Raw genomic sequence first — 19,278 nt, forward strand, 5'->3', positions numbered from 1 at the left:
CGTGCGGCCGGTCACGCCGGAGGACCAGGCGGCCATCCGACGCCTGAGGCGCAATGACGCCCCCCTACACCAGCGCTTTGGTCGACCTGCTCCAGCATTGCTCTGGCCGGCAGCGATGATGCTTTACGTGGTTGGCGCGTTTGATAGCCGCGCTTGTGTTGTCATGAAACGGCATCTCCACGAATACAGTGACGAGATTGGGGGAGATCAAGAATATGACGGATCTGCGAGACAGCGGTTCCGACTCCATCCTCCGCTCGCAGCAACGCCCCCAGAACCCCTGCCTTATCCGCGTAGGCGCGTATGCTCACGAGGTCGACAAGGCTGGCGGCGAGGCGGTCGATGCTCAGGCGACGCGGCGGAACCGGTGCCGGCCCAACCCCCAGATCGGCAATGCGCCGCCCCCACCAGGGCTGATCGCCGAACACGGGGCAGGCCAGAGTTGGACGCCCCCACCGCAGGCCCTCATGGGTGGTCCCGGCCCCGCCATGGTGGACCACTGTCGCACAGCGGGGAAACAGCCAAGCATGGGGCGCTTCGTCGAGCGCGTAGACGTGCGGCGCAGCCTCGGAGGCGAGGCCACCCCAGCCACTGGCGACAATCCCGCGGAGCCCCGCCTTGGCCAGCGCCGCGACCACCATGCGCCCCTTCTCGGCCGCGTCACCAGTGACCATGCTGCCGAAACCGACATACACCGGGCGCGGGCCTTCAGCCAGAAAGCGGGCAAGGGGGGCCGGCGGTTGCCAGCTCGTTTCCACCGGCCCGAACCAGGCGCCGGTCACATGAGCCAAGTCACTCCAATCCATCGACCTCGGAACCAGGGCTGGGCTATAGCCATAGAGGACCGGCACCGCTCTGCCGGCAACCATGGTCGCATTGGTCGGCAATCTCGACTTGGGCGGCAGGTGTAGTCGTTCTGCTCGCCAGGCCGACAGCACCCTCGGGTAGCCGCCGGTCGCCATCAGCCGAAGAACCAAGCAATGGGAGAGCTGGTTTCCCCATCGCCCCAATTGGCGGACCGGCAGTAGCGGACTTGGAAAATCGGCCGTCGGCGACAGGATCGGTTGAAGCGTCGCGGCGACAAGGGGAAGGCCGAACCGCTCCGCCAGGTGCGGGGCTGCGATCATCTTGGGGTGGTGGACAATGGCGTCCACGCCGGCAGCCGCCTCTACGGATGCGTCAAGACTGTGCCGCACCAGCTCGCCGGCCTGCCGCCAAAAGCGCAGCAGTCCCATAGGGCTGCGCAGGGACGCTGTGACCTGCGGGTCCTTTATCAGGGCGGCGAAATCGAGGTCGATGGGGGCGTAGTCCAGCCCGGCCGTTGCCGCCATGTCCCCGAAGCCTCGGCCAGTGACGAGCCGGACCCGATACCCCGCTGCGCGCAGGCCGCGGCCGAGGTTAACGAAGGGCTGCACATCACCACGGGAGCCGAGGGTCATCAGAGCGATGTGCATATCCGTGCGTCTCGAAGGGGACAGGAGCGGCCGCGATACAGGCCGGATGGATGCACATCATGATCCGGTGAGAGCCGCGGGTCACCCGATAAGCCAGACCGTCAGGAGATGCCTAAGAAGGGCGGCTCCGGCCGTGCGCGGCTACCAGCCCAGATCGTTGTCTCCCCGAGGGCTGTCCACATTGCTGGAGAAGGGCTCCAGGCTCCGGGTGAAGAGAGAGGTGCACCATTCCCAGAGGTTTACCGGCCCCGGCCCGTAGTAATCGATCCGGTGGAAGCCGTATTCGCGCAGATGCCGGTAACCGGCATTGTACTGCCACCGGTCGGAGTTGTCGAAAATGATGAAGCCGTCGGGCTTGACATAGCGTGCGGCCAGCCAAGCCGCGAGGCACCGCGCCATGCCGTCCACGACCACGACATCGAAATAGCCCGACCCATATCGGGTCAGTTCCGCCGCATAGGCGGTGAATTCACGGCAGAGCAGGCCGTGCGCGATGTTGTGGTCCCGGTTCTCGGCAAGCGGCAGGTCCGGGGTGGAGGCGAAGAACGGCTCCACCCCGGTCAGGGCGTCGGGAGCCGTCGGCTCATCCATCTGCCGCACCATGATGTTCAGATTGGGCGGGCTCCACTCCCGGATCTTTCCGGCCCAGACGGCATCATGCTCGACACTGACCACCTCCGCCACGTTCCGCGCCCACCAGAGGGACGAGCCGCCGCAGCCATATTCGAATACCTTCATATCCGGCCGGATCAGCCGCTTCACCTGCCGGAAGGCGGGATAGGTGATCCAGGGAACATCCCCTTCCTTGTTCCTCGGCATGCCGCCAAGGCTCTCAAACCAGCCCATCTTCTCCAGATAGGATCGGGCGAACTTGAAGGATTTCCGCTTCTTCCGGTGGCGTTCGATCCAGAGCTTCATTCATTGATCCTCGTTGGCGGCAGCGACAAGGCTTCGCAGACCGGGCCATGCCGAAGGCACAACACGTGTCGGAGGGGGATGGGTTCTGGTCCGGGTGGGGTGTCAGTTCACCTGACTGCTGCCGCTTACAACTTGGTCTGCCTCCTAAAGCTGCTGCCGGCCCGCAGACTGTCAGGACCGGCAGCAACGGACCCAATCCCGGCAGCAGTCAGCCGGGGATCGGGTCCGCGACTTTGGCCGGGTTCTTTCGGAAGAAACGGGCGAATACCTCTTTGATCCTGAGTTTCTCGATCTTCAGGAGCGTGAAGGAGATACGATCATCGGACCGCACGATCCGTTGGTACCGCATCAGACATCCAATTCCGCTCCAGGTATTTCCATAATTCTTCTAGGTCCGGCCCCTTGTAAGCGGGTGGGTTCTATTCTGAAGTGCGACTTTCCCTGTTTTTCAGAGCTTTGCCTGAGGAGAGTCACATGGGACTGCATTATGCCCACCTCACCCTGGCCGAGCGGCAGACGATCTTCCGGCTGCTTCAGGAGCGCCAGTCGGTTGGCTCGATTGCAACGCTGCTGGGCCGGCACCGCTCCACGATCCACCGCGAGATCGCGCGCAACTTCCACCACAGTCCGGTGCGGGATCGCCGGGGCCACCCGGAGCGCGGCTACTACCCGGTCACGGCGCAGCGCCTCGCCGATCGGCGCCGGACGCGAACATCCAAGCTCGCCCGCAGGCCCGAGCTCTGCGCGCATGCTGTCCAGCAGCTACGGGCCGGATGGTCGCCGCAGCAGATCTCCGGCCGGCTGCGGTGCCTGGGCGAACCGCCAAGCAGCCGGATCTCGCACGAGAGCATCTACAGCATAAAGGGCTGAATAACAGGGCCGAGAACAGCCACCAGCCCACCCGACAACGGGAACGGATGATGAAGCGGTTCAAATCACCGGGCCAGGCGCAGCGGTTCCTCGCCGTCCACGACCAAATTGCGAACCTCTTCCGCCGCCCCGCCGATCTCTCCAATGCCGACCATCGCTGGCGACGAGCCCAGGCTTTCCTGACCTGGGCTGAGGTGACCGGGGCGGCCTTCGCGGTCTGAGAGAGAACGCATCAGCCCTCTTTGCGACCAACGGCCGGCAAATTGACGGTGCCGTCCATCTTGCATCCACTTGCGCACTGGGTTCGGCGAAGCAGATGCAAGACGGGTCACCCCGGTCGTGCTCGCGTTTTGCCAATCGGACCAAATCTCACCGAGGCTTCCCGCCCCAAGCTTGAGCAGTTTTCTTTTTCCTTGATACTGCGAACAATTCGCATTATCGAAGCGAGCAGAGGCGCTCATTCCGCCGCCGTCCCAACCCGGCCCGCCGTGCCGGGGGCAATATCAAGAGGAACTTTCAGGAATGCGGACGATGCTTCGTCGCGCGCTGCCCGCGCTTGCCCTTCTCGCCCTGACGAGCCCGGTGTCCGCCCAGCAGGAGAAGCCGGAGGAGATCGTCATTACGGCCACGCGCGTGCCGCGGCCCATCACCGCCATCCCCAACACGGTCCGCATCCTGGATCGGGCGTTGCTGGACACGCAATTGACCGTCAGCTCCAGCATCATCGACGGCATCTCCCAGGTCGTGCCCAGCTTCAGCCCGTCGCGCCAGAAGCTGTCCGGATTCGGGGAGAGCTTCCGGGGGCGCAGCCCGCTCTACCTCATCGACGGGGTGCCGCAGTCCAACCCGCTGCGCAATGGCAGCCGCGAGGGCTTCACCATCGACCCCATCGCGATCGAGCGTGTGGAGGTGGTCTATGGAGCCAACGCTATCCAGGGGATGGGGGCGACCGGCGGCATCGTCAACTTCGTAACCCGCTCCGCCCCGCGCGGCGGCGACTGGGTCAATCTCGCCAAGATCTCCGTGACCGCCGCCGACGGGCTGGAGGATGACGGGTGGAGCTACAAGGGCGGATACTTCCTCGGCAAGAGCTGGGAACGGTGGGACGTGGCTGCGGCGGCCAGCTATGAAAGCCGCGGGTTGTTCTATGACGGGGAGGGCAGGCCGGTGGGCGTCGACACCACCCAGGGCGACCTGATGGACAGCGATAGCTGGAACCTGTTCGCGAAGGTGGGATACCGCCTGACCGAAGGGCAGCGCATCCAGCTCATGGCCAACGCCTTCGAGATCGAGGGCGATGCCGATTACGTGACCGTTCCCGGAAACCGCGCCGCCAACCTGCCGACCAGCAGCGCCCGCGGCGAATTTCCCGGCGAGCCGACGGCCAACAAGGTGCGCACGGCGTCCCTGGACTACACAAACGACAGCCTGCTGGGCGGGCAGTTCAGCGCCCAGGCCTTCCTTCAGGATTTCGAGGGGGTCTATGGCGGTGGCACCTTCGCCAATTTCCAGGACCCGGCCATCGATCCGACGGGCAATCTGTTCGACCAGTCGGCCAATAATTCCGAGAAGCAGGGGGTGAAGACCACCTGGGTCCGGGACGGCGTTCTGCCCGGCCTCCAGGTGGCGCTCGGTCTCGACTATCTGCGCGACAAGACCTATCAGGAACTCGTGCAGACCGGCCGCAATTGGGTGCCGGAGACATTGTACCAGACCTGGTCGCCGTTCCTGCAGCTCGAGCAGACCTTCCTGGAGGAGCGTGTGCGCATCGCCGGCGGCGTGCGGCACGAGACGGCCGAGCTTGAGGTGGATGACTTCACCACCCTGGCCAGCTATGGCAGCCAGTTCGTGGAGGGCGGCACCCCGTCCTTCGAGAAGACGCTCTGGAACCTAGGCGGCGTGGTCACGGTGGTGGAGGGCGTGCAGCTCTACGGCTCCTTCGCCGAGGGTTTCACCATGCCGGATGTGGGGCGCGTGCTGCGCGCCATCGACCAGCCCGGCCAGAATGTGGACGAGTTCCTCGATCTCGAACCCATCGTGGCGGACAATCTGGAGGTCGGGATCGAGCTGCGGCGCGGGCCGGTGGCGGCCAGCGCCGCCTGGTTCTCCTCGAAAAGCGATTTCGGCCAGGTGCTGATCGCCAATGCGGACGGCATTTTCGAGGTCGGCCGCCAGAAGACGGAGATCGAGGGCATTGAGCTGTCCCTACGCTGGGACGTGACCGACGCCTATGCCATCGGAGCCAGCTACGCCATACTGGAGGGAGAGTTCGACTCCGACGGGGACGGAGGAGTGGACCAGGATCTGGACGGCACCAACATCTCCCCCGACCGCCTGAACGTCTATGCCGAGGCGGAACCAGTCGACGGGCTGAATGCCCGCATCCAGCTGGCCCATTATTTCGACCGCAGCTTCGATGGCGGCGATCCCCGAAACGACTTCGACGGGTTCAGCCTGATCGACCTCTATGCCGGCTACCGTCTGCCCGCTTTCCAGGGGCTGGAGCAGGGGCCGCAACTGGAGTTCGGAGTTCAGAATCTGCTGGACCGGCAATACATCACCTACTACAGCCAGACCACCCGGCCCACGGACAACAGCGCCTTCTATGCCGGGCGCGGCCGGACCTTCACGCTCAGCCTGACGGCCGGGTTTTAGGGCGGTGCGGTTCCTGCCGCTTCTCGCCCAACTTCATCGCTGGGCCGGCTTGGCGATCGGCTCGGTCCTCATCCTGCTGGGCGTGACAGGAGCCGCACTGGTCTTCCGGCCGGAGCTGACCGGACTGCTCTATCCCGAGCAGGCCGGGCGGCCGCCCCTGGCGGAAGGGATGTGGGCGGATCGGGTGGCGGCGATCCATCACCGCTACGGCGACACCCTCCGCAACATCAAGACGCCTCGGCCCCACCTGGATGCCTGGGAGCTTTGGCTGACCGGCGAGGGGCGGGCTATCCTGGACGGCCGCACCCTCGAGGTGCTGGACGAGTGGCAGGGGGTGGGGCACCCGCTGGAGTTCCTGTTCAAGCTGCACGCCGACCTGCTGGCCGGGGATGCGGGGCATCTCGTGGCGGGCAGCATCGGGATTGCCGGCACAGTGATGCTGGTTACCGGAGCGGTGCTGTGGTGGCCGCGGCGGCGGAGCTTCCGGGCGGGGCTGCTGAAGCCCAAGGCGAACCGGCGCGGTCCATGGCTGTCCGCGCACTGGACGGCGGGCATCCTGCTGCTGCCCCTGGGCCTGGTCCCGCTGGCGACCGGCGCCGCGGTTGTGTTCCATGCGCAGGCGAAAGCACTCCTGATCGCGGTCACGTTCGAGAAGCCGCGACTGCCGCCGCCCTCCAAGGCCACCGGTGCCGCGGGTCCTGTGGATTGGGCGACAGCTCTGGCGACCGCCAGGGAGGCCTTCCCAGAGGCGGACATGGTGTTCATCAGCCCGCCGCGGGGGCCAAGCGGGCCCGTCTCCTTCCGCCTGCGCCAGCCCGGCGAATGGCACCCCAACGGCCGCAGCACGGTGCAGGCGGAGCCCACCACGGGCGCCCTTCTTCAGGCCGTGGACGCCAATGCCCTGTCCCAGGGAGAGCGGCTGTCGAACGCGATCTATCCGATCCACGCCGCCCGCATCGGCGGTCTCGTCTTCGCGCTGGTGACGGCGGCAACAGGAATCGGACTTGCCTGGATTTCCGCGACCGGCATCTGGGCCTGGCTGCGTGGGCGCAGAGCGTCACTGGCAGAGGCAGCCCATGGCCTGATACAGCAACAGCGGCGCCGGAAAGCACGTCAGGTCAGGCAGTAAAGAATACGCCTATCACTGTGCAGCCCTGGCCGGACGGACCTCGGGACATTCGTAGCCGTCGATGAGCCGCCGCAGCGTGGCCCGGGCCCGGCTCAGCCTTGACTTGACCATGTGGAAGGTTGTGCCGGTGACTGTCCCTCTACGCATAAACTGGCAGACGGCTTTAGCTGCTGAGCCATGTCCAGGCGCCGCTTTTACGCAAATATGGCAGACATTGTTGGGCAGGGGAGAGAGTTTCCCGCGTCCCGGCGAGGACCTGACGGCCGCTGCCGCACATCACCTGCGGCAATGACATGGCGAGCCACTATAGAGCGGGCTTGCTACGTCGGTGCGAAGTTGCCCCGTAGCTTCGGTCTGGTGACCTACTGCGCGCGCATTTCAGAGCCGCTTGCCTGCTGGATAAACGTGAAGAGTTCCGCCTCAATGTGGTCCGCCTTGTGCTGGCGACCTTGACGGATTTTTTCGTCGAGCGGGGACCACCGGAGCACAGCCGCTCCGACCAGGGCCCGGAGTTCAATGCCACGACAGTGAGGGCTTGGCTGGGCTGGATCGGCGTGACGATGCTGTACATCGAGAAGGTCAGCCCCTGGGAGAACGGCTACAACCAATCCTTCAACGGCAAGCTCCGGGACGGACTGCTGAACGGGGAGGTGTTCTATACCCTCACCGAGGCCAAGGTGCTGATCGAGGCTTGGCGACGTCACTACAATACGGAGCGACCCCACAGCAGCCTGGGCTACCGTCCACCGGCGCCGGAAACGGTCGGCCCGCCAAGCTGGCCGTCCGGCTCCGCTGCGCTCCGCCTCCCGGCCAACTTGGCGGAAGGGGCGGCCCTGCACTAACATTCACCCCGGACCACCAAGGTGGGGCAGGTCAAGGCCCCACCCGCGCACAGGTCTCATCAGCACGGTAGCGAACACCGATATATTGATCGGCACCTGCGAGTCCCGCAAGAGGGCATCATCGCTGTCGCTCGTGTCCGCAGCGAATGCCGCCGTGAACTTCTCCAGGCTGACGAACCCGTAGACAAAAAGCAGACCGCCAGCATACGTCCCAGCTCAAGCCGATTAGCCGTCGGTCAGGAGAGCGCCCTCATTTGCGCCGCTCGTCGGTGGCGCTGCCGATCCTCTAAACGGTCGTCCGTTCATGTTGACCATCGGCTCCGCGTGAATGGCCGCTGTGGCGCTTGGAACTGAGGCCGATCCCGCCGTTCGCCTCCAATCGCCTCAAGGTCCACTACTAACGTCATGGCCGCGATGGCCAATGTACACGACCACCAGCGGTGACGCTTCGGCAGCCCCTTAGACGGAGACGCCGCCATCCACTTTGAGGTTCGCTCCGGTCACATATGCGGCCTCGTTTCCGCATAGGAACGCCACCATGTGAGCGACTTCGGTAGCGTCTCCGAACCGACCCAGTGGGGTTTGACTGCGGAGGCGGTCGAACTTGTCGCCAAGGATGTCCCGCAGGAGGTCCGTCTCCACCCGGCCGGGCTGTACGTTGTTGATCGTCACGTGGCGCTCGGCGAGTTCGCGGGCCAGCCCGCGGGTCAGGCCCGCGACGGCGCTCTTCGTCATCACGTACAGCGAGTTGCCCGCATAAGGAGCATAGTCGCTGCTGATGCTGCCAATATTCACGATGCGCCCTCCTGGACGAAGATACTTCAAGGCTTCCTGGATCGCGAAGAATACGCCCTTCACGTTCACGGCCAACATCTCCTCCATCATCGCTTCTGAGACCTCTTCGATCCTGGACATGCGCGAGATGCCGGCATTGTTGATCAGGATGTCGAGAGCGCCCCATCGTCCGGCGACGGCGGCAAATCCGGCGCGAAGCTGGTTGGAGGAGCCGGTATCGAGTTCAACCGCCGACGCGGTTAGCCCCTTATGAACGAGATGGGAGACCAGGCTCTCTGCCTTTTCCTTCGATGCCCGGTAGCCGACCGCCACGGACGCACCCTGACGTGCGAGCTCGATAGCAACGGCGGCGCCGATGCCCCGCCCGCCGCCAGTTACAACCGCGACCTTGCCGGCGAGCCGGACAGCGGGGTCGGGCGCTTTGGTGAGGCTCGGGGGCGGCAACAGGTTCATGGGATCCATTCCTTTGAAAGTCGCAGGCCGCGCAGGGCGCTCGTCGCACCGCAAGTGCGTTCCGGCATCTGCGAGGGGGCGCCGCGGAAGGAGAGCTCGTCATCCGAGGAGGTCCGCGGGTGGCATGTCGGAGCGTTCGGGAGCCGCACAGATCATCCGGCGTTCGCGTCGACCGCGTGCGCTCCCATCAGGCATCGCTCACCTCTCATCTCCGTCAGATCGCATGCCCGCTGATCCGGCACGGTTGAAAAAGCGATCCGGCTTGCCAGCCCTGTGAAGGTAGCGCCGTCGACGCGGGCCACACCGGGTTGCAACATTCTGCGCTGCTGTGAACCAGCGCAGAATGTTGCGGATACGCTAGGGAGCTGCATGTGCTCGCTGGGCTGCGGCGCTCATGAACGGATAGTCCGTATAGCCCTCTGCCGCACCGCCATAGAAGGTTGCCCGGTCATGCCTGTTGAGGGGCCAGCCGTTCCGGATGCGCGCGGGCAGGTCCGGGTTGGCGATGAACGGGCGGCCAAAGGCGATCGCGTCGGAATTGCCGGTCGCCACCGCGGCTGCCGCTGTGTCCGGCAGAAAGCCGCCTGCGGAGATCACCGGCCCGTCGAACGCCTGCTTGAACAGCGCGGCGACGTCGGGAGCCTCCATGTCCAACGGCTTTTCGTCGTTGGTGAAGTCGGCGCGTGGCTCTATCAGGTGGAGATAGGCGATCCGGCGCTGGCCGAGCGCGGCGATCACATATTTCCAGAGCGCGACCCCGCTGCTGTCCTGCATCCCCAGAATACCGCTCCAAGGGGACAGGCGCACGCCGACACGATCCGCGCCGATCCTAGCTACCACCGCATCGACGATCTCCAGGAGGAAGCGGGCGCGGTTCTCGATCGAGCCACCATAGGCGTCTGTACGCTGGTTGCTGCCATCGTGAAGGAATTGGTCTATCAAATAGCCGTTGGCGCCGTGAATCTCGACGCCGTCGAAACCCGCCTCGCGCGCATTCAGCGCCGCCTGGACGAAGTCGTCCCTGATCGCCGCGATCTTGCCGAGGGTCAGGGCCTGCGGGATCTCGTACGGCACCGAATTGCCGTTCGCATCGAACCCTTCCCCCGGCGCCGGGATCGCCGAGGGCGCCACGGGAAGGGCGCCGTCCGGCTGGAGCGAGGTGTGCGAGACCCGGCCGACGTGCCAGATCTGGTTGACGATGAAGCCGCCCTTGGCGTGCACTGCGGAGGTCACCTTCCTCCAGCCGTAGATCTGCTTGGGCGTATATATGCCGGGCACGCGAACATAGCCCTTGGTGAAGGGGTTGATGTCGGTCGCCTCGCTGATCAGCAGCCCGCCCTTGCTGGCGCGCTGGCCGTAATAGGTTGCGTTGAGCTCATGGGGAACGTCGCCCGGCTGCTGCGCCCGCATCCGGGTAAGCGGCGCCATCACCACGCGGTGGTCGAGCGCGAGGGCGCCGAGCTGGAGCGGGCGGAAGAGAATGTCCTGTGCCATATCATGACCTCTTGTTCGATTTGGCTGCGGACAGATGTAGTTCTCTACAGAATTCGATACTATCTGCCGAAATGGTGAAGCTTACTAACGCCAATCGTTAGGGCGGCCACGGACATGCAGAAGCTGGATGTATTCCTGCGCGGCGAGAACCGGCAGCCTTTTCGGGTGCCGGGCGGCAGCTGCGGCTCATGCCGATGGCCGCGACCCGCAGGCTCGCAGCGCCGGAAGAGGGACTCGGCTTCCGCCTTCTCGATCGTACGTCGCGGTCGCTCTTGCTCACGCCAGAGGGAGAAGCCTTTCACCTCCTTGCCGCGGAGATGGTTGAGACGCACGAGGCCGCACGCGGAACGGCACCGTCAACTTACCGGCCTTTGGTCGCAAAGAGGGCTGATGGGTTCACTCTCGGACCGCGAAGGCTGCGCCGGTCACCTCAGCCCAGGTCAGGAAAGCCTGGACCCGATTGCAGCGATGGTCCGTATTGGAGAGGTTGGCGGGGCGGCGAAAAGATTGGCGACTTGGTCGTGGACGGACAGGAATCGCTGCGCCTGGCCCGGTGATTTGAAGCGCTTCATGATCCGGTCCCGTCGTCGGGTCGGCTGATGGTTGTTTTCGGCCCTGTTGTTCAGCCCTTTATGCTGCCGGTGTTCAGCACTGGGCATGATTGTCCGCGTTGCCGCCGCGTAGCTGGCCAGCTCGTCCGTGATCACGACCCGCGGCGCCCGGCCCTGCCGCTTCAGCAGCTTGCACATCAGCCGTTTGGCGGCGGCCGCATTCCGGCGGCTCTGGACCAGGATATCCAGCACTTGCCCATGCTGATCGACCGCGCGCCAAGGCCAGTGTCGCTGGCCGGCAATGGTGATCGCGACCTCGTCCAGGTGCCACTTTCCCCGGGCCTCGGGAGCCGGTGGCAGATTTGATTAGCGAGGCTCTGGCCAAACTTCAGGCCCATTGCCGGACTGTCTCGTGGCTGACTGTGCGATGCCGCGGGCTGCCAGCATCTCCACGACCATGCGCAGGCTCAGCGGAAAACGCAAATACAGCCAGACAGCATGGCTGATGATGCAGGGTGGGAACCGGAACCCGGAATAGGAAGGAGATATCGTGCTTGTTATGCCGGCGCTATACCGCAGGCCACCCGGCCCGTCGCGTTGACAGTGCCCTCTAAGCTCTTCTGGAACCTGTTCAAGAAAACCCGGAGCTTCGGAAGGACTTGCCTCCGCGAGGGGAAAACGGCCCAAACCGCTAGGTCGCGCGGCGACGCACCCGCGATCGGCACAGGAACAAGCGTTCCATTCGCTACCTCGTCCTGGACATCCCAGGCGGAGAGTTGCGCCAATCCGAGCCCCGCGACACAAGCTGACAAGAAACCGTCGACACTGCTCGACGAGAAACGGCCGCTCACCGGTACCGATCGCTCCTTGCCATCGACGACGAACTGCCAGTGGGTGAAGTTGGTGAAGGTCAAACATTCATGCTTTGCGAGATCTTCAATGGTCCGGGGCGCTCCATGCCGGTTCAGGTACGCCGGGGCGGCGTAGATCAGCTTTGGATTATCCACGAGCCGCCGAGCGATAAGACCCGAGTCCTTGAGTGGCGCGATTCTGATCGCAAGGTCCACGCCGGACGCAACAATATCGACCATGGCGTCGTTCAGGTCCAATTCGATTCGAAGTCGCGGGTTTTCGTCCAGCAGTTCGTGAACGATCGGCATGATCCTCTTGCGACCGAGGGTCACGGGTGCCGTGACCCTCAGGAGTCCAGTCGCGCCGCCCTCGGTGGGGCTGAGGGTCGCTCGCGCGGCTTCCTGGGTGTCGAGGATTTCGCATGCGAACGGGAGGAAAGCCTCGCCCTCCGGCGTAAGCGCCAGGGATCGGGACGTTCGATGGACCAGGCGGACCCCCAGCTCTTCCTCCAATGCCACCAACCGCCTGGTGGTCGACATAGGCGTCAGCTTGAGATGCTTGGCTGCCGCGGAAAGACTTCCTTTGCGCACTGCGCTGACAAATACTTGAAGTCCTCGGGCGTCCATTGGCCACCTCACAAAGTCCGTTATCTAGCATAACATTATGAGCATGTATGAGCAAATGCCGTTATCTACTATGTTCCTCCGCAGCTAGGTGGAAGGAACCTGATATGACAAACAAGATTCGTCAGATCGCCCTTGGCGCGGCGGCCGCGCTCGCCGTTGCTAGCACTGCCAATGCTCAGCCCATCGACGAGCGCAAAAATGAGAGCAGCGTTGTGCTGGTTCACGGCGCCTTTGCCGATGGATCGGGCTGGCGGGGTGTCTATGACCGCCTTACCGCGCGGGGCTACCGCGTCGCGATTGTCCAAAACCCCCTGACTTCACTCAAGGATGATGTCGACGCGACCCGCCGGGTGATCGAGCGTCAGCCGGGGCCCGTCGTCCTGGTGGGACATAGCTGGGGAGGTACGGTGATCACCGAGGCCGGGAATCATCCCAAAGTGGTCGGCCTTGTCTACGTCTCGGCGCTCGCTCCCGATACGGGCGAGACGACTGCCAAGCAGTACGAGGGCTTTCCCGCCGCGACCGAGTTCGTGATCGACACGCAAAGCGATGGCTTCGGCTTCGTAAATCCAGAGAAGTTCAAGGCCGGCTTCGCGGCCGACGCGAGCGACAGTGACGCGTCCTTTCTGCGGGACTCGCAGGTGCCGATCAACATGTCGGTATTCGCCACCCCGGTCACCAAAGCCGCATGGCGCACGAAACCCAGCTGGGCCGTGATCGCCCGTGACGACAAGGCCTTCGGCGCTGGCATGTTGCTGCACATGGCCCGCCGAATGAAGGCGGACATCACCGAGGTGCCCGGCAGCCACGCGCTGTTCATGACCCAGGCCGAGGCCGTGTCCGACGTGATCGATCGCGCCGCACGGGAAACGCAGCAGCGTGATGTCCAGCCGAGCGCCACGGGCGGCGACTGATGGACAGGCCGGGTGCAACTGCATGCTGCGCCCGGCCTTGGGCGTGCCGCAATGAATCCGAGACGGTGCGACTTGTCGTGCGGGATCACACCTCTGCCACGAAACATCATCCCGATCGGCACAAGACCCCACGCCGATTCACACCCATTCCTCATGCTCTGAGCATTTAGGCGCATGACAGAGAACAGCGGTATGGAGGAGCTGATAATGGCGGATAGAGTTGAAGTACATGCCAGGCACGGCTCACCCCGATCCATCCCAGCCGGGGCCACGAACGGATGCAACCGCATCCGGATTGCACCGCATCACCTGAATGCGGTGATCAGCTCTATGGATCAGAAAATTCATCAGCGTTTGCCGCTGACTGAGCTGGCATCCGTCGCCGGAATGAGTCCGTTTCATTTAGGCCGGTTCTTCAGCATCCAGCTCGGCAGCGCACTACCGAAATTCGTAAGGTCAGACGCATAAAGCTGGGATGCCGGCTTCTTGCTGAGACGGACAACACGCTGCCGGAGATCGCACTGCCGGTAGGCTTTTGCAACCAGAGTCACTCTACGACGGCATTTTACAGCATGCTTGGCGCGCCGCAGCACCGCTGGCGCTTGAACACCCAGTCTGGGTCAGCTGGATCGCTCAACGGAACAATTCCCGGCCATCTCACCCTGGCAGGATTATCCAGAAGCAGCGTTTAACCGACAAAATCGGCCCGGGGCTTATCCATGTTCTGCACCTCGTCACCGCTGGCGAACATAAGCCCGAAGTGTTGCGACGAGCCGGTCTTCGGCTGTTCGGCACGGCCATGAGCGCCACCGTGTGACAGATCCAGTCTCTCACAGCGGACTACATGCCTGATGCTGAACCTATAACGACCCGGTCAGCTCCCGCTATGGCTCGACTGACCGGCCGTGATGGAACAGGTGCTCGACTGCCGACAACAGCAACCGAGGAACTCTCAGCATGATCGTTCCCAAACCGCTCGACGGCCCCAGACGCCGCGATGTCCTGCAAGGGGCTGCAGCACTGGCTGTCGGCATCTCCGCCGGCGGGCTCATCACTGATTCACAGGCCGCATCCGGCCACAGGCCCAAAAACCAGGATAAAGGAGTGCACTCCATGGACAGCATCACGCTCAAGGATGGAACCGAGATCTACTTCAAGGATTGGGGCAGCGGTCAGCCGGTTATGTTCCACCATGGCTGGCCGCTCAGCAGCGACGACTGGGATGCCCAGATGCTGTATTTCCTGTCCCAGGGATATCGCGTGATCGCGCATGACCGCCGGGGGCATGGACGATCGTCCCAGACCTATACCGGCAACGAAATGGATACCTATGCCGCCGATGTGGCGGCGCTGGTCGCGCATCTCGATCTGAAGAATGCTATCCATGTGGGACATTCGACGGGCGGCGGCGAGGTGGCCCGCTATGTTGCGCAGCATGGCAAGGGCCGGGTGGCCAAGGCAGTGCTGATCGGGGCCGTGCCGCCGATCATGGTCAAAACCAGCCGCTATCCCGGCGGTTTGCCGATCGAGGTATTCGACGGGCTGCGTCAGGCCCTTGCCGCCAACCGGGCGCAGTTCTTCAAGGATCTGCCCGCCGGACCCTTCTATGGCTTCAACCGGAATGGCGCTGAGGCCTCACAGGGCGTGATCGACAATTGGTGGCGTCAGGGCATGATGGGGGGAGCCAAGGCGCATTACGACTGCATCAAAGCCTTCTCTGAAACCGACTTCACGGAGGATTTGCAGAAGATCGACGTGCCTGTTCTGGTCATGCATGGCGAGGACGATCAGATCGTTCCCATTGCAAACTCGGCGCATCTCTCCGTCAAGCTCTTGAAGAAGGGCACACTGAAAACCTATCCGGGCTTGTCGCACGGCATGTGCACAACCCATCCCGACGTGACCAACGCCGATCTGCTGGCCTTCTTCCGAGCCTGAGGTTCGATCTGGCGCAGGGAATGGCGACAAAGGGCATGCCGTGCAATCCGGTACGGCGTGCAGCAGGACTTCAGCCGCGGCCTACAAAGGGCTACTAATTCTATTTCCTCAGCATGCGCAGTGTTTTCCATAAGGCTGCTTATCGGATTGAACGGTTGTAAGCGCCATATAGAGATGTCACCCCCTGGCCAGATTGAAATGTCACTCTGTGTGGCCGCTTTACAGCCGCTCAGGGAGACATCCGATGACGGTGGTGACCATGACCCGATTGGAATTGTCGCGCGTCGAGGTTCTCGTTCAGCTTGAGGCTGGCAAGCTGACGGTTGGTGCGGCGGCGGAGATTTTGGGCTTATGCCGGCGCCAGGTGCTGCGGCTGCGTAAGCGGTACCGGCACTCTGGTCCGGCTGGGCTGGTGTCCGGCCATCGCGGCCGGCCGAGCAATCATCGTCTGCCGGAGGATGTCCGGGCCACGGCGCTGGCGCTGGTACGGGCGCGCTATGCGGATTTCGGCCCGACGCTGGCGGCTGCCGGAGGATGTCCGGGCCACGGCGCTGGCGCTGGTACGGGCGCGCTATGCGGATTTCGGCCCGACGCTGGCGGCCGAAAAGCTGGCCGAGTTGCACGGGATCAAGCTCAGCCGGGAGACGCTGCGGGGCTGGATGATTGCCGATGGCCTCTGGCTGGAGCGGCGGATGCGGGCCCGGGCCGTCCACCAGCCGCGCTATCGCCGCGACTGCCCTGGCGAGCTGGTGCAGATTGATGGCTGCGAACACTGGTGGTTTGAGCAGCGCGGTCCGCACTGCACGCTGCTGGTCTTTGTGGACGATGCCACCAGCCGGCTGATGCATCTGAAGTTCGTGCCCTCGGAGAGTGCCTTGGCCTATCTGCAGGCCACGCGGGACTACATTGCCGCCTATGGCAAGCCGATCGCCTTTTACAGCGACAAGCACGGTATTTTCCGGGTGAACCGGCCCGGCGCCCAGCTGCGTGGCGACGGCATGACCCAGTTCGGTCGGGCGCTGCATGATCTCAACATCGACATCCTGTGCGCCAACAGCTGTCAGGCCAAGGGCCGGGTGGAACGGGCGCACCTCACCTTGCAGGATCGCTTGGTCAAGGAGCTGCGGCTGCAAGGGATCTCCACTGTGGAGGCGGCGAACCGGTTCCTGCCGGGCTTCATTGCCGATTACAACCAGCGCTTTGGCAAGGCGCCGCGCAATTCCAAGGATGTGCACCGGCCGCTGGCGCCGTATGAGAGTTTGGACGAGGCGCTGGCCTGGCGCGAGCAGCGTACCGTCACGGCAAACCTGACCCTGCACTACAACAAGGTGATGTTCCTGCTGGAGCCCAACCGGATCACCCGGGCCGCGGCCCGGCAGCGGGTGACCGTGTATGATTATCCTGATGGCCGGCTGGCGATCCGCTGGAAAGGCGTCGACCTGCCCTATCGCGCCTTCGACAAGCTGCGGCAGGTGGACCAGGGCGCCATCGTCGACAACAAGCGCTTATCTGCAGCCCTGGCGTTTGCGGCAGAAGCACAGGCAGAGCGGCCACGTCGGCGCAACAACAACCTCAAGCGCACGGCCCAGTCCAGGGGATTGATGTCGCTGTCGAGCTGAGCCGCGGGCGGGGCGCTGCGCGCAATGGAGGGGCTGCGCGCCCCGCCCGCCCCGGCCAGCAGTGACATCTCTATCCTGCACAAACAGCGACATCTCTACTTGGCACCGACAACGGTTGTAACGGGGTGGGTTCTATTCTGAAGTGCGACTTTCCATGTTTTTCAGGGCTTTGCCTGAGGAGAGGCACATGGGACTACACTACGCCCACCTCACCCTGGCCGAGCGGCGGACGATCTTCCGGCTGCTGCAGGAGCGCCAGTCGGTTGGCTCGATTGCAACGCTGCTGGGCCGGCACCGCTCCACGATCCACCGCGAGATCGCGCGCAACTTCCACCACAGCCCGGTGCGGGATCGCTGGGGCCATCCGGAACGCGGCTACTATCCGGTCACGGCGCAGCGCCTCGCCGATCGGCGCCGGACGCGAACATCCAAGCTCGCCCGCAGGCCCGAACTCTGCGCGCATGTCGTCCAGCAGCTGCGGGCCGGATGGTCGCCGCAGCAGATCTCCGGCCGGCTGCGGTGCCTGGGCGAACCGCCGGGCAGCCGGATCTCGCACGAGAGCATCTATCGCTATGTCTACGGCCCCGATGGCCGCGAGCTGGACCTGCACCCCCTGCTCGCCTGCCGGCGCCGCCGTCGGCGCGTGCGGTTCGGGCGCAAGCCACGCGCCAGCCCGATCGCGCCCGAGCACGCGATCCGCTTCCGGCCGGCCGAGGTCGATGATCGGCAGGTCTTCGGCCATTGGGAATGCGACCTGGTGATCTTCATGCGCCGCCATGGCAAGGCGAACGTGACCTCGCTGGTGGAGCGCACCAGCCGCTATCACGTGCTGCTGGCCAATCCAGATCGGCGGCCGGTTCAGGTGATCGGCCGCATCCGCGAGGTGCTGGAGTCCCTGCCCGCGGCCGCCCGGCGCACGGTCACCTTCGACCGGGGTTTCGAGTTCCTGGCCTACCGCATGCTGCCGGCGCCGGCGTATTTCTGCGACCCGCAGAGCCCCTGGCAGAAGGGCGCGGTGGAGAATGCCAACGGCCGCCTGCGCCGCCACCTGCCGCTCGACAGCGCGCCGGAGCAGCGCTCTCCAGGCGGGTGGGTTCTATTCTGAAGTGCGACTTTCCATGTTTTTCAGGGCTTTGCCTAAGGAGAGTCACATGGGACTGCACTACGCCCACCTCACCCTGGCCGAGCGGCGGACGATCGTCCAGCGGCTTTTCCATGACACAATCCGAACTGCTTTGCTGTGCCCGGAACTACATATCCGGAACAACATGAGAACTGGCATGTTCATATGAAATTCTTTAGGTTGCCATTACGCAAGAACAACAGCCTCAGGCCATGCTCGCAACCATTTCAGAAAAACCACATACTCGGTTCCAGCGCCCTGGGTTCAAGCAAGCTCATCCCAGTTCCTCAGGGGGCACTCCGACCCAGAGGCGAGACATTTGGGTGGCCCGTGCCAGAGAGGCAGACATGGCCGGGGACAGGGTACACGCAGAGACGTGTTGGCAACATGCCGAACACTGGCACCGGGTTTATCTCGGCCAGGAATAATCCACCCTTTCCCGGCACTGGCGGCCTGTATTCGACCTTCTCTGCTATTGGAAGCGCTCTCCAGGAGCCGCTAACCTGTCGCACTTCAGCGCGAATCTTGACAGGAAAACCACGATCTGGTCCGAGCCGCGACATGGGGTCGCCCTATTGCACAGAAACGAATGGAGAGATTGAATCGACCTCCCGCCCCTAATATCAGGGGCGCTGGATTCTAATGAGTAGCCGCTTATTGAATAAGAACAGGCAGACTTTCCAGGATACCTACTATAATCCAGCAGCAGAACAGAGTCCCGTAATACTGGGAGGTATCATGTGCATTTACCTGCCGATCGCCGTGGTGGGAATCCTGCTAACCGCTCCGGCCATGGCAATGGCCTGTCCCCTGGAGGAGGATCATGCGGCCAAAGCAACTCATGCCGTGGCTTCGATGACCAATCCCTTGGTGAATACCAACTTCCGCCGCGTCCGGCAGCTTGGTGCGGCCCGTGAAACCCGCGAGGGCCTGTTGCTCATCATGAAAATCGCCACATCGCCTCTGATACCGTCATCACCAGCTGCGTTTGCACCGGCACCGGTTGCAGCACCTCGCTGATTTCTGACAATTTCAATTGTCCGAA

14 protein-coding genes and 5 pseudogenes are annotated in these 19,278 nt (G+C 63.8%); 12 read left to right on the forward strand and 7 right to left on the reverse strand.

Annotation, left to right across the window (positions count from 1 at the left end):
• Positions 1 to 161: 161 nt before the first annotated feature.
• The 3 genes from DOL89_RS23080 to DOL89_RS25250 form a co-directional block, all read right to left on the reverse strand.
• Entirely contained in the window at positions 162 to 1,439 is a 1,278-nt protein-coding gene (locus DOL89_RS23080) for a glycosyltransferase (protein WP_205574737.1), read from the reverse strand.
• Positions 1,440 to 1,595: 156 nt separating this feature from the next.
• A complete protein-coding gene (locus DOL89_RS23085) occupies positions 1,596 to 2,372 on the reverse strand; it encodes an O-methyltransferase (RefSeq protein ID WP_119681701.1) in 777 nt (258 codons plus the stop codon).
• Positions 2,373 to 2,580: 208 nt separating this feature from the next.
• Complete coding sequence (locus tag DOL89_RS25250; protein WP_162937838.1) at positions 2,581 to 2,721, reverse strand: hypothetical protein; 141 nt, start codon at positions 2,719 to 2,721, stop codon at positions 2,581 to 2,583.
• A gap of 125 nt (positions 2,722 to 2,846) precedes the next feature.
• Between DOL89_RS25250 and DOL89_RS23090 the strand changes: the two genes are divergently transcribed.
• From DOL89_RS23090 to DOL89_RS23110, 5 genes and pseudogenes are all read left to right on the forward strand, one after another.
• Positions 2,847 to 3,242 carry a helix-turn-helix domain-containing protein gene (locus DOL89_RS23090; protein WP_119681702.1) on the forward strand — a complete coding sequence of 132 codons (396 nt, stop codon included), beginning with the start codon at positions 2,847 to 2,849 and terminating at the stop codon, positions 3,240 to 3,242.
• Positions 3,218 to 3,463: pseudogene (locus tag DOL89_RS23095) on the forward strand (DDE-type integrase/transposase/recombinase); the annotation flags it as partial. The gene DOL89_RS23090 and the pseudogene DOL89_RS23095, both read left to right, overlap by 25 nt.
• A 301-nt stretch (positions 3,464 to 3,764) precedes the next feature.
• Entirely contained in the window at positions 3,765 to 5,897 is a 2,133-nt protein-coding gene (locus tag DOL89_RS23100; RefSeq protein WP_225890069.1) for a TonB-dependent receptor, read from the forward strand.
• A 4-nt stretch (positions 5,898 to 5,901) separates the two neighbouring features.
• Complete coding sequence (locus tag DOL89_RS23105) at positions 5,902 to 7,026, forward strand: PepSY-associated TM helix domain-containing protein (protein ID WP_119681703.1); 1,125 nt, start codon at positions 5,902 to 5,904, stop codon at positions 7,024 to 7,026.
• A 437-nt stretch (positions 7,027 to 7,463) separates the two neighbouring features.
• A pseudogene (locus DOL89_RS23110) lies at positions 7,464 to 7,868 on the forward strand (integrase core domain-containing protein); the annotation flags it as partial.
• Between the two features lie 459 nt (positions 7,869 to 8,327).
• On the opposite strand, the gene DOL89_RS23120 reads toward DOL89_RS23110, so the two are convergent.
• Together DOL89_RS23120 and DOL89_RS23125 are read right to left on the reverse strand one after the other, a co-directional pair.
• Positions 8,328 to 9,116, reverse strand: a complete 789-nt coding sequence (locus DOL89_RS23120; RefSeq protein WP_225890070.1) for an SDR family NAD(P)-dependent oxidoreductase — start codon at positions 9,114 to 9,116, stop codon at positions 8,328 to 8,330.
• 357 nt (positions 9,117 to 9,473) lie between these two features.
• A complete protein-coding gene (locus DOL89_RS23125; RefSeq protein WP_119681706.1) occupies positions 9,474 to 10,610 on the reverse strand; it encodes an alkene reductase in 1,137 nt (378 codons plus the stop codon).
• Between the two features lie 131 nt (positions 10,611 to 10,741).
• Between DOL89_RS23125 and DOL89_RS25740 the strand changes: the two are divergent.
• A pseudogene (locus tag DOL89_RS25740) lies at positions 10,742 to 10,891 on the forward strand (helix-turn-helix domain-containing protein); the annotation flags it as partial.
• Between the two features lie 115 nt (positions 10,892 to 11,006).
• Here the strand turns inward: DOL89_RS25740 and DOL89_RS23135 are convergent.
• Both DOL89_RS23135 and DOL89_RS23140 read right to left on the reverse strand, forming a co-directional pair.
• A pseudogene (locus DOL89_RS23135) lies at positions 11,007 to 11,722 on the reverse strand (IS6 family transposase).
• Positions 11,719 to 12,639: a LysR family transcriptional regulator gene (locus DOL89_RS23140; protein WP_119681707.1), complete on the reverse strand. Its 921-nt coding sequence runs from the start codon at positions 12,637 to 12,639 to the stop codon at positions 11,719 to 11,721. Before DOL89_RS23140 ends, DOL89_RS23135 begins: the two are co-directional and overlap by 4 nt.
• Before the next feature lie 104 nt (positions 12,640 to 12,743).
• On the opposite strand from DOL89_RS23140, the gene DOL89_RS23145 reads away from it, so the two are divergent.
• The 6 genes and pseudogenes from DOL89_RS23145 (at position 12,744) to DOL89_RS25260 (ending at position 19,253) form a co-directional block, all read left to right on the forward strand.
• Positions 12,744 to 13,553, forward strand: coding sequence for an alpha/beta fold hydrolase (locus DOL89_RS23145; RefSeq protein ID WP_119681708.1), 810 nt, complete (start codon positions 12,744 to 12,746; stop codon positions 13,551 to 13,553).
• A gap of 1,113 nt (positions 13,554 to 14,666) precedes the next feature.
• The gene (locus DOL89_RS23150) at positions 14,667 to 15,491 is read left to right on the forward strand and encodes an alpha/beta fold hydrolase (protein ID WP_119681709.1); all 825 of its coding nucleotides are present in this window, start codon (positions 14,667 to 14,669) and stop codon (positions 15,489 to 15,491) included.
• Between the two features lie 244 nt (positions 15,492 to 15,735).
• Positions 15,736 to 17,110: pseudogene (locus tag DOL89_RS23155) on the forward strand (ISNCY family transposase).
• 187 nt (positions 17,111 to 17,297) lie between these two features.
• On the forward strand, positions 17,298 to 18,215 hold the full coding sequence (locus tag DOL89_RS23160) for an IS30 family transposase (RefSeq protein ID WP_162937840.1): 918 nt from the start codon (positions 17,298 to 17,300) through the stop codon (positions 18,213 to 18,215).
• Between the two features lie 230 nt (positions 18,216 to 18,445).
• On the forward strand, positions 18,446 to 18,661 hold the full coding sequence (locus tag DOL89_RS26125) for a DUF4167 domain-containing protein (RefSeq protein WP_119681711.1): 216 nt from the start codon (positions 18,446 to 18,448) through the stop codon (positions 18,659 to 18,661).
• A gap of 310 nt (positions 18,662 to 18,971) precedes the next feature.
• Positions 18,972 to 19,253, forward strand: a complete 282-nt coding sequence (locus DOL89_RS25260; protein ID WP_162937842.1) for a hypothetical protein — start codon at positions 18,972 to 18,974, stop codon at positions 19,251 to 19,253.
• The last annotated feature ends 25 nt before the right edge of the window (positions 19,254 to 19,278 follow it).

Origin of the sequence: Indioceanicola profundi (assembly GCF_003568845.1) — a bacterium.
GTDB classification, from domain to species: domain Bacteria; phylum Pseudomonadota; class Alphaproteobacteria; order Azospirillales; family Azospirillaceae; genus Indioceanicola; species Indioceanicola profundi.